Here is a 12,585-nt window from a genome sequence, read left to right on the forward strand (position 1 = left end):
CTTAGGAATTCTCCCAGAGTTGCCGAGAACACGCATCCCGCCTAGTCGCCCGGGCGAGCCGGGCGCGGATGGTGTTGGCTAGGACGACGTGGCCGCCATCTTGATTGTTCTCGACGTCTTTATCGGCATCATCGCCGTGGTCGGGCTGTTCTTCACGTGGAATCAACTGCGGGCCCGCCGCCGACGGTCGGGTGCCAAAGGCGTGGTGCTGGTCGTCGATCGACTCACCCCGCGCCGAAAGAACATCGCCCGTCTGCAGGTGAGCCTGCGCATGGTCGGACCCACCGTGCGTTACGAGGTGGGACTCGACCTGGAAGCACACGGCACGGCGTTCGACGTGTCGACGCCCAAGCCCGAGATGCGTCCGTCGATGGGCTGCGAGGACGCCGAAATGTCTTGGAGTTTCGAAATTCCCGAAGACGAGCTCGACAATGTCTGGGTCATCGCCTCGTGGATGTCGACCGAGAACGCCGACCTGCGGATGGCCGCGCTGGCGTCGAACCTGGGCACGGCGCACACCTACGAGTGGAGATGGGCTGCCGACTTTCGCGTCTCACGCGCCGGCCATTGGCGCAGGCGCCGCAGCCCGACGACTCCCCCGCGCACCGTGGCCGGGATGGGGCCGCTGGAATTGGGCCGGGCTCCCGGGCGGGGTCGCGCGGCGGCGCCCACGGCCGAGGCCCCCGACGAGGATTAGCGCGTCGCTATTGAGGAGCGCTGGTCGCGGGAGCGGTCGTCGACGTGGTGTGCGGCAGCGACGCTGGGCAATACGCCGTGGCCGCAATCGCCGCGAACTTCGCCGCGTTCTCCTCGCGCAGTCCGGGATTGCGGTCTTCCACGGTCTTGACGACGTCCACCATCTGCGTGCCCTGGCCGACCGCCTGGCATACCCACTTGCCCGCCGCGATCGCCCGGCCCGGATCCGGGAAGGTCACGCCGGACGCCGTCAGCGCGGCGAGGAATTGGTCATCCATGGCGTCGGCGGACGCCGGGGCGGCCGTGCCGACCATGGCGACGGCGCTTACCAGCAACAGGAGGCGTCTCATAGCCCCATGATCGTCGCAGACCAGCGGCAAATTCGCATCCCGCCGCCGTGACCGACCCGAGCCCTGGTCACCACGGCTGACCAGCCGGTGCGAAGCCCTCCCGCCGGGCAGAGCCGATGTGCGATTATTCGAAGATGCGCCGCTGGCTGATCGTCCTGTCGACCTTGCTCATCGCCGCCGCGAGTACGGCCGGCGTTGCCGCCGGGCGTGCGTGGGCGCAGGACGCGCCGATCGGTCACATCGGCGACACCCTTCGGGTGGACACCGGCACCTACATCGCCGACGTCACCGTGAGCAGCGTGACGCCCTGCGATCCGCCGCCCGGGTTCGGCTACACCCGCAGCGGCGTTCCGATCAAAAGCTTCCCCGGCAGCACGCCTAACCGCGCCGACGTGACGGTCCGCGCGATCCAGGTGCCCAACCCGTTCATCATGGCGACCGCGTTCAGCTTCGACGGGGTAACGCCGTTCGCCGACGCCTACAAGCCACGCGCCTCCGACGCACCCGACGCTTTGGACAACGTGCTCACCAACGCGCCGAACGGCGCGATCGTGCGCGGCGGGGTGTATTGGGACGCCTACCGCGACCCTGTCTCCAACGTCGTGCTGCTGGACCGCAAGACCGGCAAGCACCTGGCCCAGTGGAACCTCTGACGCTAGCCATCCAGCGCGCCGCCACGGATTCCGTCGACGTCGCAGAGCTGGCTAACGTTGCGGCCCTTACCTTTCCGTTGGCGTGCCCGCCCACGGCAACCCCCGAGAACATCGCGTCCTTCATCGACGCCAACCTGTCGCCCGCACGCTTCCGCGACTATCTCGATGACCCGCAACGGGCCGTTCTCACCGCGCGGCGCGACGACCGGATTATCGGCTACGCCATGCTTGTTCACGGCGTCTCCGACCACCCCGGCGTCCAGCAGGCCGTCGAAATCCGCCCGGCCGCAGAGCTATCCAAGTTGTATGTGCTGCCCGACTACCACGGCAGCGGGGCGTCGGCGGCGCTGATGGAAAGCGCGCTGGCGGTCACCGCCGACTGGGACGTGCGCTGCGTGTGGCTGGGCGTCAGCAAGGCAAACCAACGCGCACAACGCTTTTACACCAAGAGCGGGTTCAAGATCAACGGCAGAAGGACGTTTCAAGTCGGCGATCATCTGGAAAACGACTACGTCATGATCCGCGAGGTTGGATAGCCGCGGCGGTCAGCGCCAACAAGCGAGAGGTGGCCCGCAAGTACTTCTTTCGGTAGCCACCGGCCAGCATCTCCGCGCTGAAGATAGTGTCCAGTTTCGCGCCGGAAGCCACCACCGGAATGCCGGCGTCATACAGGCGATCGGTCAGCGACACCAGTCGCAGCGCCACGTTCTGGTCGTCGATGCCGTGCACGCCGGTCAGGAACACCACCGTCACACCCTCGATCAGCGTCAGGTAGCGCGACGGGTGCATGGTCGCCAAATGCGCACAGAGGGAGTCGAAGTCGTCCAGCGTCGCCCCGGCCACGCCGGCGGCGCGGGCGACGACCTCGTCGTCGGATGGGGGCCGCGGCGCGGGCGGCAGGCCGCGGTGCCGATAGTCCGGGCCCTCGATCCGCACGGTGGTGAAAATGCTTGCCAGCGTGTTGATTTCGCGCAGAAAATCCTGAGCGGCGAACCGGCCCTCGCCCAGCTGCTCGGGCAGCGTGTTGGAGGTGGCGGCCACCGACACTCCCCGCTCGACCAGCGACGACAGCAGCCGCGAGATCAGCGTGGTGTTGCCGGGATCGTCGAGTTCGAATTCGTCGATGCACACCGCGGTGTAGTCGGCCAGCAGGTCGATGCATTCGCGAAACCCGAACACCCCGGCCAGCTGGGTCAACTCCCCGAACGTCGCGAATGCCTTGGGATGCTCCGGCATCCCCGGCATTTCGTAGTAGGCCGAGGCCAGCAGATGCGTCTTGCCGACCCCGAATCCGCCGTCCAGGTAGATGCCCACCCCGGGCAGCACCGCCCGTTTGCCGAACAACTTTCGCCGGCCCGCACGCCGCTGGCCGACCTGGCGGCAGAAGTCCTGGCAGGCCAGCAAGGCGGCGGCCTGGCTCGGTTCCGCCGGATCCGGGCGATAAGTCCCGAAGCTGACGTCGGCGAACGTTGGCGGCGGCCGTAATTGGGCGATCAGCCGTTCCGGCGACACGCTCGGATGGCGGTCGACCAGGTGGTCCACCCGCGCGAAACCATCCGCGGACGTGGACCCGTGCATGCGAAAACTCTAACGGCGTGCTGCAATCGTCCTCATGCCCGAGTCCGGCACCGGCAGAGCCGCCGACATCTCGCTGACCCTGCTCGGATCGGCGCGCGAACTCGACGACGGTGAACTCCCCCGGCTCTACGCCTATCCGGACGGGGAGCAGACCTGGGTACGGGCGAATTTCATCACCAGCATCGACGGGGGCGCCACCGCCGAGGGTAAGAGCGGCTCGATGGCCGGGCCCGGTGACCGGTTGATCTTCCTCCTGCTGCGCGAACTCGCCGACGTCGTCGTCGTCGGCGCGGGCACCGTGCGGATCGAGGGCTACTCCGGGGCGCACGCGGGCATCGCCGAGCGACAACGCCGCCAGGCCCGCGGGCAAACCGAAGTGCCGCAATTGGCCATCGTCACCAAATCCGGGCGCCTGGACCGGGAGATGGGCGTGTTCACCCGCACCGAGGTGCCGCCGCTGGTGCTCACCTGCACGGCCGCGGCCGACGAGACCCGCCGCTGCCTGGGCGACCTGGCCGAGGTGATCGACTGCTCCGGACGCGATCCCGACGCGGTCGACGAGGGCGCGCTGCTGGCGATCCTGCGGGCCCGCGGACTGCGTCGCGTGCTGACCGAAGGCGGCCCGATGCTGCTGGGCGCGTTGATGCAACGGGACCTGCTCGACGAGCTGTGCCTGACGATCGCGCCGTTTGTGGTCGGCGGGCTGGCCCGGCGCATCGCCACGGGTCCCGGCCAAGCGCTGACCAAGATGGGCTGCACCCACATCCTGCGCGATGACGCCGGCTACCTGTACACGCGCTACGTGCGGACTCGGCCCTCCTGGCCCGGTGACGATGCGCCCCGCGCAGCGGGGTGAGGAGGAAGCGGGTAATCGTGCCTGGCCCGGTGACGATGCGCCCCGCGCAGCGGGGTGAGGAGGAAGCGGGTAATCGTGCCTGGCGCGGTGACGATGCGCCCCGCGCAGCGGGGTGAGGAGGAAGCGGGTAATCGTGCCAAGCCGGGCGAAACCGCGCGGCATGGCTACTGTGGTCGGCATGAGTCGGCGCATCAGGTCCGCGACCACCCTGGTCGCGGTCACCGTGTTGCTGACCGCGTGCGTTCCGGGCCTGGCCGCCGACCCGCGCTTCGCCACCAACTCCGGTGCCCGGCCACAGGGCGCGGCCACGACGAAGCCGCCGCCGGCCGGTCCGCCGCCGATCGCCGCCCCCAAGAACGACTTGTCCTGGCGCGACTGCACGTCGAAGGTGTTCAACGATGCCGGCGTGCGCAACGCCCCGGCCGGCGTGCGACTGGACTGCGCGAACTACGACGCCGACCTCGATCCGGTCAACGGCGGATCGGGGACGGTTTCCGTCGGCGTGGTGCGCGCCCGGTCGCCTCAGACCCCGAAGGACGCCGGCCCCGTGGTCTTCACGACGGGCTCCGACCTGCCGTCGTCGGCGCAGTTGCCGGTGTGGCTCGCCCGGTCCGGCAACGATCTGCTGCAGGCCCACCCGATCGTCGCCGTGGACCGCCGCGGCATCGGCATGTCGGCCCCGATCGATTGCCGGGACCGCGCCGACCGCCAGGCGATGCGTGATCAGACGCAATTCCAGAGCGGCGACGACCCGGTCGCCAATCTGTCCGACATCTCCAACAATGCGACGACGAGCTGCACCGACGCGATTGCGCCGGGTGACAGCGCCTACGACAACTCGCACGCCGCCTCGGACATCGAGCGTCTGCGCAGCCTCTGGGACGTGCCGGCCGTCGCGTTGCTCGGCATCGGCAACGGTGCCCAGGTCGCGCTGACCTACGCGTCGTCGCGCCCCGACAAGGTCGCCCGGCTGATGCTCGACTCGCCAGTTGCGTTGGGCGTCAACGCCGAAACGGCGGCGGAGCAACAGGTCAAGGGCCAGCAGGCCGCGCTCGACGCGTTCGCCTCGCAATGCATCGCGGTGAACTGCGCGCTGGGTCCCGATCCCAAAGGCGCGGTCAGTGCCCTGCTGGCCGATGCCCGGGCCGGCCGAGGCCCCGGCGGCGCCTCGCTGGCCGAGGTCGTCAACGCGATCACCGTCGCGCTGGGTTTCCCGTCCGGCGGCCGCGTCAACGCCACGACGAGCCTGGCCAACGCGCTGGCCGCGGCCCGCTCCGGCGACACCAGTCAGCTGACCAGCCTGATCACCCACGCCGACGCCATTCAGGACACCGACGGCCAGTTCGTCAGCTCCTGCAGCGACGCGATCAACCGTCCGACCCCGGACCGGGTCCGGGAACTCGTGGTGGCCTGGGGCAAGCTCTACCCACAGTTCGGCACGGTCGCCGCGCTCAACTTGGTCAAGTGCGTGCACTGGCCGACGATCTCGCCGCCGGCACCGCCGAAGGAACTCAAGATCGACGTCGTGTTGCTGGGCGTGCAGAACGACCCGATCGTCGGCTCCGAAGGCGTGGCCCAGACGGCGGCCACGATCATCAACGCGGGCGCGGCCAGCCGGCGGGTGATGTGGCAGGGCATCGGCCACGGGGCGAGCATTTACACGCCCTGCGCGATCCCGCCGTTGGTCGGCTATCTCAACAGCGGCAAGCTGCCCGGAACCGACACATACTGTCCCGCCTGAGCTGACGGCTCCGCGCCGCGGTGTACGGTGCGCTGGTGACGGCAGCTCACTCGACTCCGACCGGCCTGCGCGACTGGGTGCTGGCCGCCTTCCGTCCCCGCTCCGGGCCCCCCAGCGCCGCGACGATTCTGCGGTCCGCGCTGTGGCCGGTGGCCATCATGTCGGTGTTGCACCGCAGCATCGTGCTCACCCTCAACGGCAATATCACCGACGACTTCAAGCCGGTGTACCGCGCGGTGCTGAACTTCCGCAACGGCTGGGACATCTACAACGAGCACTTCGACTACGTCGACCCGCACTACCTGTACCCCCCGGGCGGCACGTTGCTGATGGCGCCGTTCGGATACCTGTCCTTCAACCCGTCGCGCTACCTGTTCATCCTGATCAACACCGTGGCCATTCTGATCGCCTGGTACCTGTTGCTGCGGCTGTTCAAATTCACGCTGTCCTCGGTGGCAGCGCCCGCGCTACTGCTGGCCATGTTCTGCACCGAGAGCGTGACCAGCACGCTGGTGTTCACGAACATCAACGGCTGCGTGCTGCTGGCGGAGGTGCTCTTCTTGCGCTGGCTGCTGGACGGCAAGGTCGCCCACCAGTGGTGGGCCGGCCTCATCATCGGACTGACACTCACGCTCAAACCCGTGCTGGCCCCGCTGCTGCTGTTGCCCCTGCTGAACCGCCAGTGGCGGACGCTGGTGCCCGCGGTCGTGGTTCCGGTCGTCGTCAACGCGATCGCGTGGCCGTTGGTGGCCGACCCGATGGACTTCGTCACCAAGACGCTGCCGTACATCGGCGGCACCCGGGACTATTTCAACAGCTCGATCGAGGGCAACGGCGTGTACTTCGGCCTGCCTACCTGGCTGATCGTGTTCATGCGACTTCTGTTCGTCCTGCTGACAATCGGCGCACTATGGCTGCTGTACCGCTACTACCGCACCCGAGACCCGCTGTTCTGGTTCACCAGCTCGTCGGGTGTGCTGCTGCTGTGCTCCTGGCTGGTGCTGCCGCTGGCCCAGGGTTACTACTCGATGATGCTGTTCCCGTTCTTGATGACGGTGGTGCTGCGAAACTCGCTGATCCGCACCTGGCCGGCCTGGCTTGGGATCTACGGCTTCATGGCGCTGGACGACTGGCTGATCTACAGGTTCATGCGGTACGGGCGCGCGCTGCACTACCTCAAGATCACCTACGGCTGGTCGCTGCTGCTGATCGTGGCGTTCACGGTGCTGTACTTCCGCTATTTGGACGCCAAGGCCGAAAACCGGCTGGACGACGGCATCGATCCCGCCTGGCTGGCGTCCGAGGGAGAGCACGCCGCGGCGATCGCAAGCGCGGCGCAGCCGGGCGCGGCGGGTCATCTTCATTAGCGCTAGCGTGGAGAGATGACTTCCTCCGATGTCTCACGGCCCAAGGTGCAATTGTCCGACGACGAGTGGCGCAAGAAACTCACGGCGGAGGAGTTCGCGGTGCTGCGTCGCGCCGGTACCGAACGGCCGTTCGTCGGCGAGTACACCGACACCAAAACCGAGGGCGTTTACGAGTGCCGGGCCTGCGGGGCAGAGTTGTTCCGCAGCACGGAGAAATTCGACTCGCACTGCGGCTGGCCGTCGTTCTTCGATCCGGCCAATTCGGATGCGGTGATTCTGCGGCCCGACCATTCGATGGGGACGACGCGCACCGAGGTGCTCTGCGCGAACTGCCACAGCCACCTCGGTCACGTTTTCGCCGGCGAGGGTTACCCGACGCCGACGGACCAGCGCTACTGCATCAACTCGATCTCGCTGCGCCTGGTGCCGTCCGGGGCCTGATTGCCCGTCGTTACCCGTCTCCGAGTGTGAACCGGACGACGCTGAATCGGCGTGTCGCGTCGTGAGATTCACACTCGACGGGCGTTAGTCCACCCGCGTCGCGTGGACTTCCCAGAACGGCGCGTGTACCCGGCCGCCCTTCAGCCAGGGCTCCATCGCGCGGTACCGCTTGAGCATGTCCTCGGCGTGCTCGGCCATCTCCGGGTTGCGCCTGGCCATCATCTCGATGCTCTCGGCGCTGACGTTGACCTGGTAGGTGGTGGTGCCCAGGTAGCTGATCTCCCAGCCGGCGACCGGAAGCACATCGCGAAAGTCCTTCTCGGACAACGAGCGCATCATGGTAAACCCGTTGACATCGTGCGCGCCGAATTCGAACATGTAGAGCCGCGCGCCCGGCTTGGTAGCCCGCCGCAGCGCGTGCGCGTACGTCTGCGCAAGCTCGGGCTCGCTGCTGAAGGTGTGGTAGAACGCGCAGTCGACCACGGTGTCGAAGCGGTTCTCCAGCCCCTCCAGCTTGGTGGCATCGGCCAGCTCGAAATTGACTGTCACACCGGCCTTTTGGGCATTTTCACGGGCCCGCTCCAGAGCGCTCGCCGACCCGTCGATGCCGGTCGCCGCGTAGCCCTTGGACGCGTAGTAGATCGCGTGGTGGCCCGGCCCGGTGCCCGGGTCGAGCACCTCACCCTTGATCGCGCCCAGCGCGACCAGCTGCTGGACCACCGGCTGCGGGCCGCCGATGTCCCACGGTGTCGCGGTGGGCAGGCCGTGCGACGTTCGCTCGTCGCGGTACATCTCTTCGAAACGGGTGGGATCGCTCGGGTCGAAATCGGTTGTCATATCTCCCCTTTCGCTTCCGGATCGCCCGTCAGGGCAGTGCGTTCACCAGCTGCTCGATGGACACCCGCGGCCCGGTGAAGAACGGCGTCTCCTCACGGGTGTGCCGGCGGGCGTCGGTGGCACGCAATTCGCGCATCAGGTCGACGATGCGGTGCAATTCGGGCGCCTCGAAGGCCAGGATCCATTCGTAGTCACCCAGCGCGAACGCCGGAACGGTGTTGGCACGGACGTCCTTGTACTCGCGTGCGGCCATGCCGTGTTCGGCCAGCATGCGACGGCGTTCGTCGTCGGGCAGCAGGTACCACTCGTAGGACCGCACGAACGGATACACGCAAATGTAGGCGCCGGGTTCCTCACCGGCCAGGAACGCCGGGATGTGGCTCTTGTTGAACTCCGCCGGGCGGTGCAGCGCCACACTGCTCCACACCGGCGCGCTGACCTGGCCCAGGGCGGTGGTACGGCGGAAATCGGAGTAGGTGGCTTGCAGCGCCTCGACGCGCTCGGCGTGCGTCCAGACCATGAAGTCGGCGTCGGCCCGCAGACCCGCGATGTCATAGAGGCCGCGCACCACGACGCCGCGTTCCTCCTGCTGCTTGAAAAACCGGGTGGCGTCGTCGATTATGGCTTCGCGCTGCTCACCGAGCTCGCCGGGCTCCACCGAGTACACCGAGAACATCAGGTAGCGAATCGTGGAGTTCAGGGCGTCAAAGTCGATCTTGGCCATGAGACCTATCGTGCCACTTCCGGGTTCGAGGGCTCGGTGGCCCTGATCACACGCTCGACGGCCTTGCCGGCCGCACCGATACACGCCGGCACACCGATCCCGTCGAGATAGCTGCCCGCCACGGCCAACGTCTCCGGCAGCCCGGCTCGCAGCCGCGCGACCACCTCGGCGTGACCCGGCCCGTACTGCGGCATCGCCTCGATCCACCGCTGCACCCGCGCCTCCACCGGTTCGACGGCCAGCCCGAACACGGTGAAAAGGTCGTCGACCGCCCAGGCCCGCAGCTCCTCGTCGGAGGCGGTGGCGGCCAGCTGGTCGCCGAATCGCCCGAACGACATCCGCAGGAATTGCAGGTCACCCGGGATACCCCATTTGCGCGACGACAGGGTGATCGCCTTGGCCCGCAACTGCTCACCGCTGGCGGCCAGCACACCCGAGCACTCCGGGAAGGCCGTGTCTGCGGGCACGGCGAGCGCGACCACCACCGCCGACGCGCTGGTGATGCGGCGCGCGGCGGCGAGCGTCTGCGGTGCCACACCGTCGATCAGGCGCGCCAGCCGCGGCGCGGGAATCGCCAGGATCACCGCGTCGGCAGTCCAGGCGGTTCCGGTGTCGTCGCGCAGCGTCCAGCCCTGTCCACCACGCTCGAGCCGGTCCACCGCGGCGCGAACCCACCGCGGCCGGGCACGGGCGACCAGCTCGTCGAGCAGCACCTGATAGCCGCCGGCCAGCGCGCCGAACACCGGCGCGCCCGTGGCCGGCGGCAACCCCTGCCGTACCGCCTCGGTCAAGCTGGTGGCGCCGCGGTCCAATGCCGCCGCCACGCTGGGGGCGGCGGCGCGCAGCCCGATCGTGGCCGCCGAGCCGGCGTACACCCCGCTCAGCAGCGGGTCGACGGACCGCGCCACGGTCTGCTCGCCGAATCGGTCGCCGACCAATTCCGCTGCGGCGGGGTCGCTTCCGGGCTGCCAATCCAGCGGCCGGCCCGGCTCGGCGTCGATGCGCGCGACGGTGGCGTGGTCGACCAGTCCGGCCACCGACGCGGCCGAGGAGGGAATGCCGACGACCGTGCCCACCGGCAACGGGTGCAGCTGTCGCTGGCTGTAGATCAACGGCCGGGCACCGGTGGTGCCGATCTGACAATCAGACAGGCCCAGCTCGGCCAGCAGTGCCGGCATTTCGGGCCGGCGCAGCACGAACGCCTCGGCACCCAGGTCCATCGGTCGCCCGCCGAGCTGCTCGGTGCGCAGGATCCCACCGAGCCGATCGCCCGGATCGAACAGCGTGATGTCCGCGTCGTCTCCCGCCGCCATCCGCAGCCGGTAGGCCGCGGTCAGGCCGGAAATTCCGCCGCCAACAACACAATACGACCGCTGGGTCATAGCGAGTGGACCAGTGACACCAGATCGGTCAGCACGCCCGGGTCGGTCTCGGGCAGCACTCCGTGACCGAGATTGAAGACGTGGCCACCGGCCCCGGCGTCGACCGCACGACGGCCATCGTCGACGACTGCGCGCGCCGCGCGTTCCACCACCGGCCAGCCCGCCAGCAACACCACCGGATCGAGGTTGCCCTGCAACACCGTGCCCGGCCGCACCCGGGCGGCGGCGTCGGTGAGCGAGGTGCGCCAATCGACACCGACGACCGTCGGGCCCGCTTCGCCCATCGCGCCTAGCAGTTCTGCCGTCCCGACCCCGAAATGCGTCATCGGCACGCGGTATTCGGCCAGGGTCGCGAACACCCGGCTGCTGTGCGGCAGCACGTACTGGCGGTAGTCGGCCAGCGACAACGTTCCCGCCCACGAGTCGAACAGCTGGATGGCGTCCACCCCGGCGCCGATCTGGCCGCGCAGGAATTCCACCGTGAGGTCGGTGAGCTTGGACATCAGCGCGTGCCAGCTGGCCGGCTCGGCCAGCATCAGCGCCTTGGTGCGGGCATGGTTGCGGCTCGGCCCGCCTTCGACCAAATAGGACGCCAGCGTGAACGGCGCACCGGCGAAACCGATCAGCGGCACCGCGCCCAGCGCGTCGACCAGCAGCGAAACCGCCTGGCAGACCGGCTGAATCGCTTGCGGCTCAAGCGGTTTCATCGCCTCGATGTCGGCGTCGGTGCGGATCGGGTGTGCGATCACCGGCCCGACGTCTGCGACGATGTCCAACTCGATGCCCGCGGCGCGCAGCGGAACCACGATGTCGGAGAACAAGATCGCGGCGTCGACGTCATGGCGGCGGATCGGTTGCAGGGTGATCTCGCAGACCACCTCGGGCTGCAAACACGCCGCCAGCATGCTGTGGTGCTGACGCAGCGCGCGGTATTCGGGCAGCGAACGCCCGGCCTGCCGCATGAACCACACCGGCACCCGGCCGGGTTTGCGGCCGGTCACGGCCGCCAGGTAAGGCGACTCGGGAAGGTCGCGACGCGTACTCATCGGTCTCAATGCTGCCACGGTGCTGGTCCGGGGGCCCGGCGGCGGCCCCTGGAGCACCTGGCCACGCTGCGTAACATCAACCCGGTGTCAGTCGCACCGATCTCCGTCAACTACGACGAATTCCCCAGCCTGCGCTTCGAACGCGGCGAGAACGGCGTCCTCACCGTGGTTCTCGACGCCCCCGGGCTGAACTCGGTGGGGCCGCAGATGCACCGCGACCTCGCCGACGTCTGGCCGGCCATCAATCGCGACCCCGACGTGCGGGCCGTCCTGATCCGTGGTGAGGGCAAGGCGTTTTCGTCCGGCGGCAGTTTCGACCTGATCAGCGAAACCATCGGCGACTACGAGGGAAGGCTTCGCATCATGCGCGAGGCCCGCGATCTGGTGCTCAACATCATCAACTTCGACAAGCCGATGGTCTCGGCGATCCGGGGACCCGCCGTCGGCGCCGGCCTGGTCGTCGCGCTGCTCTCGGACATCTCGGTGGCCGGGCGGACCGCCAAGATCATCGACGGGCACACCAAGCTCGGGGTGGCCGCGGGCGACCACGCGGCGATCTGCTGGCCGCTGCTGGTCGGCATGGCCAAGGCCAAGTACTACCTGCTCACCTGCGACACCCTGCTGGGCGAGGAGGCCGAACGGATCGGCCTGGTATCCATCTGTGTCGACGACGACGACGTGCTCGCGAAAGCGACCGGCATCGCCCATGATCTGGCGCAGGGGGCCCAAAACGCGATCCGGTGGACCAAACACAGCCTCAACTACTGGTATCGCATGTTCGCGCCCGCCTTCGAGACGTCGCTCGGCCTGGAATTCTTGAGTTTCAGCGGCCCCGACGTGCAGGAAGGGCTGGCGGCGCATCGCGAGAAGCGCCCGGCCCGGTTCCACGGCTGAATAGCCCCTGAGCAGGCTAA

The 12,585-nt window shown here is 68.3% G+C and carries 14 protein-coding genes; 8 read left to right on the forward strand and 6 right to left on the reverse strand.

Annotated features, from left to right (window positions below):
- Positions 1–88: 88 nt before the first annotated feature.
- Positions 89–697, forward strand: coding sequence for a hypothetical protein (locus AC5Y5O_RS24145; RefSeq protein WP_096286454.1), 609 nt, complete (start codon positions 89–91; stop codon positions 695–697).
- Positions 698–704: 7 nt separating this feature from the next.
- Here AC5Y5O_RS24145 and AC5Y5O_RS24150 read toward each other — a convergent pair whose 3' ends face one another.
- Positions 705–1,046, reverse strand: a complete 342-nt coding sequence (locus AC5Y5O_RS24150) for a DUF732 domain-containing protein (RefSeq protein WP_096286452.1) — start codon at positions 1,044–1,046, stop codon at positions 705–707.
- Positions 1,047–1,180: 134 nt separating this feature from the next.
- Here AC5Y5O_RS24150 and AC5Y5O_RS24155 point away from each other — a divergent pair, with 134 nt between their 5' ends.
- Both AC5Y5O_RS24155 and AC5Y5O_RS24160 read left to right on the forward strand, forming a co-directional pair.
- Positions 1,181–1,699, forward strand: a complete 519-nt coding sequence (locus AC5Y5O_RS24155; RefSeq protein WP_096291019.1) for a hypothetical protein — start codon at positions 1,181–1,183, stop codon at positions 1,697–1,699.
- A complete protein-coding gene (locus tag AC5Y5O_RS24160; protein ID WP_096286450.1) occupies positions 1,687–2,235 on the forward strand; it encodes a GNAT family N-acetyltransferase in 549 nt (182 codons plus the stop codon). The genes AC5Y5O_RS24155 and AC5Y5O_RS24160 overlap by 13 nt, the downstream gene beginning before the upstream one ends.
- Here the strand turns inward: AC5Y5O_RS24160 and zapE are convergent.
- On the reverse strand, positions 2,213–3,277 hold the full coding sequence (zapE, locus tag AC5Y5O_RS24165) for a cell division protein ZapE (RefSeq protein WP_096286448.1): 1,065 nt from the start codon (positions 3,275–3,277) through the stop codon (positions 2,213–2,215). The two genes, AC5Y5O_RS24160 and zapE, sit on opposite strands and share 23 nt — an antisense overlap.
- A gap of 34 nt (positions 3,278–3,311) precedes the next feature.
- On the opposite strand from zapE, the gene AC5Y5O_RS24170 reads away from it, so the two are divergent.
- The 4 genes from AC5Y5O_RS24170 (at position 3,312) to msrB (ending at position 7,682) form a co-directional block, all read left to right on the forward strand.
- A complete protein-coding gene (locus AC5Y5O_RS24170) occupies positions 3,312–4,133 on the forward strand; it encodes a pyrimidine reductase family protein (protein WP_096286446.1) in 822 nt (273 codons plus the stop codon).
- Positions 4,134–4,293: 160 nt separating this feature from the next.
- Entirely contained in the window at positions 4,294–5,874 is a 1,581-nt protein-coding gene (locus AC5Y5O_RS24175) for an alpha/beta fold hydrolase (protein ID WP_096286444.1), read from the forward strand.
- A 20-nt stretch (positions 5,875–5,894) separates the two neighbouring features.
- The gene (aftC, locus tag AC5Y5O_RS24180) at positions 5,895–7,241 is read left to right on the forward strand and encodes an arabinofuranan 3-O-arabinosyltransferase (RefSeq protein ID WP_096286442.1); all 1,347 of its coding nucleotides are present in this window, start codon (positions 5,895–5,897) and stop codon (positions 7,239–7,241) included.
- A gap of 15 nt (positions 7,242–7,256) precedes the next feature.
- A complete protein-coding gene (gene msrB / locus AC5Y5O_RS24185) occupies positions 7,257–7,682 on the forward strand; it encodes a peptide-methionine (R)-S-oxide reductase MsrB (RefSeq protein WP_096286440.1) in 426 nt (141 codons plus the stop codon).
- 84 nt (positions 7,683–7,766) lie between these two features.
- On the opposite strand, the gene AC5Y5O_RS24190 is transcribed toward msrB, so the two are convergent.
- Genes AC5Y5O_RS24190 through hemE form a run of 4 tightly spaced genes read right to left on the reverse strand, consistent with a single transcriptional unit; the run spans position 7,767 to position 11,671 of the window.
- Complete coding sequence (locus tag AC5Y5O_RS24190) at positions 7,767–8,519, reverse strand: class I SAM-dependent methyltransferase (protein ID WP_500027764.1); 753 nt, start codon at positions 8,517–8,519, stop codon at positions 7,767–7,769.
- 28 nt (positions 8,520–8,547) lie between these two features.
- Entirely contained in the window at positions 8,548–9,243 is a 696-nt protein-coding gene (gene hemQ, locus AC5Y5O_RS24195; RefSeq protein ID WP_096286436.1) for a hydrogen peroxide-dependent heme synthase, read from the reverse strand.
- A gap of 5 nt (positions 9,244–9,248) precedes the next feature.
- The gene (locus AC5Y5O_RS24200) at positions 9,249–10,625 is read right to left on the reverse strand and encodes a protoporphyrinogen oxidase (RefSeq protein WP_096286434.1); all 1,377 of its coding nucleotides are present in this window, start codon (positions 10,623–10,625) and stop codon (positions 9,249–9,251) included.
- Positions 10,622–11,671, reverse strand: a complete 1,050-nt coding sequence (hemE, locus tag AC5Y5O_RS24205; RefSeq protein WP_096286432.1) for a uroporphyrinogen decarboxylase — start codon at positions 11,669–11,671, stop codon at positions 10,622–10,624. The genes AC5Y5O_RS24200 and hemE overlap by 4 nt, the downstream gene beginning before the upstream one ends.
- A 99-nt stretch (positions 11,672–11,770) precedes the next feature.
- Here hemE and AC5Y5O_RS24210 point away from each other — a divergent pair, with 99 nt between their 5' ends.
- Positions 11,771–12,565 carry an enoyl-CoA hydratase/isomerase family protein gene (locus tag AC5Y5O_RS24210; protein WP_096291018.1) on the forward strand — a complete coding sequence of 265 codons (795 nt, stop codon included), beginning with the start codon at positions 11,771–11,773 and terminating at the stop codon, positions 12,563–12,565.
- The last annotated feature ends 20 nt before the right edge of the window (positions 12,566–12,585 follow it).

This window comes from Mycobacterium sp. NGS40 (assembly GCF_059812735.1).

Excerpts from the sequence above, each read along its gene's own strand:
- hemE (WP_096286432.1), bottom strand. The coding sequence starts at position 11,671 with ATGAGTACGCGTCGCGACCTTCCCGAGTCGCCTTACCTGGCGGCCGTG.
- AC5Y5O_RS24155 (WP_096291019.1), top strand. The coding sequence starts at position 1,181 with ATGCGCCGCTGGCTGATCGTCCTGTCGACCTTGCTCATCGCCGCCGCG.
- AC5Y5O_RS24190 (WP_500027764.1), bottom strand. The coding sequence starts at position 8,519 with ATGACAACCGATTTCGACCCGAGCGATCCCACCCGTTTCGAAGAGATG.
- hemQ (WP_096286436.1), bottom strand. The coding sequence starts at position 9,243 with ATGGCCAAGATCGACTTTGACGCCCTGAACTCCACGATTCGCTACCTG.
- AC5Y5O_RS24170 (WP_096286446.1), top strand. The coding sequence starts at position 3,312 with ATGCCCGAGTCCGGCACCGGCAGAGCCGCCGACATCTCGCTGACCCTG.
- AC5Y5O_RS24200 (WP_096286434.1), bottom strand. The coding sequence starts at position 10,625 with ATGACCCAGCGGTCGTATTGTGTTGTTGGCGGCGGAATTTCCGGCCTG.
- AC5Y5O_RS24150 (WP_096286452.1), bottom strand. The coding sequence starts at position 1,046 with ATGAGACGCCTCCTGTTGCTGGTAAGCGCCGTCGCCATGGTCGGCACG.
- zapE (WP_096286448.1), bottom strand. The coding sequence starts at position 3,277 with ATGCACGGGTCCACGTCCGCGGATGGTTTCGCGCGGGTGGACCACCTG.
- msrB (WP_096286440.1), top strand. The coding sequence starts at position 7,257 with ATGACTTCCTCCGATGTCTCACGGCCCAAGGTGCAATTGTCCGACGAC.
- AC5Y5O_RS24175 (WP_096286444.1), top strand. The coding sequence starts at position 4,294 with ATGGCTACTGTGGTCGGCATGAGTCGGCGCATCAGGTCCGCGACCACC.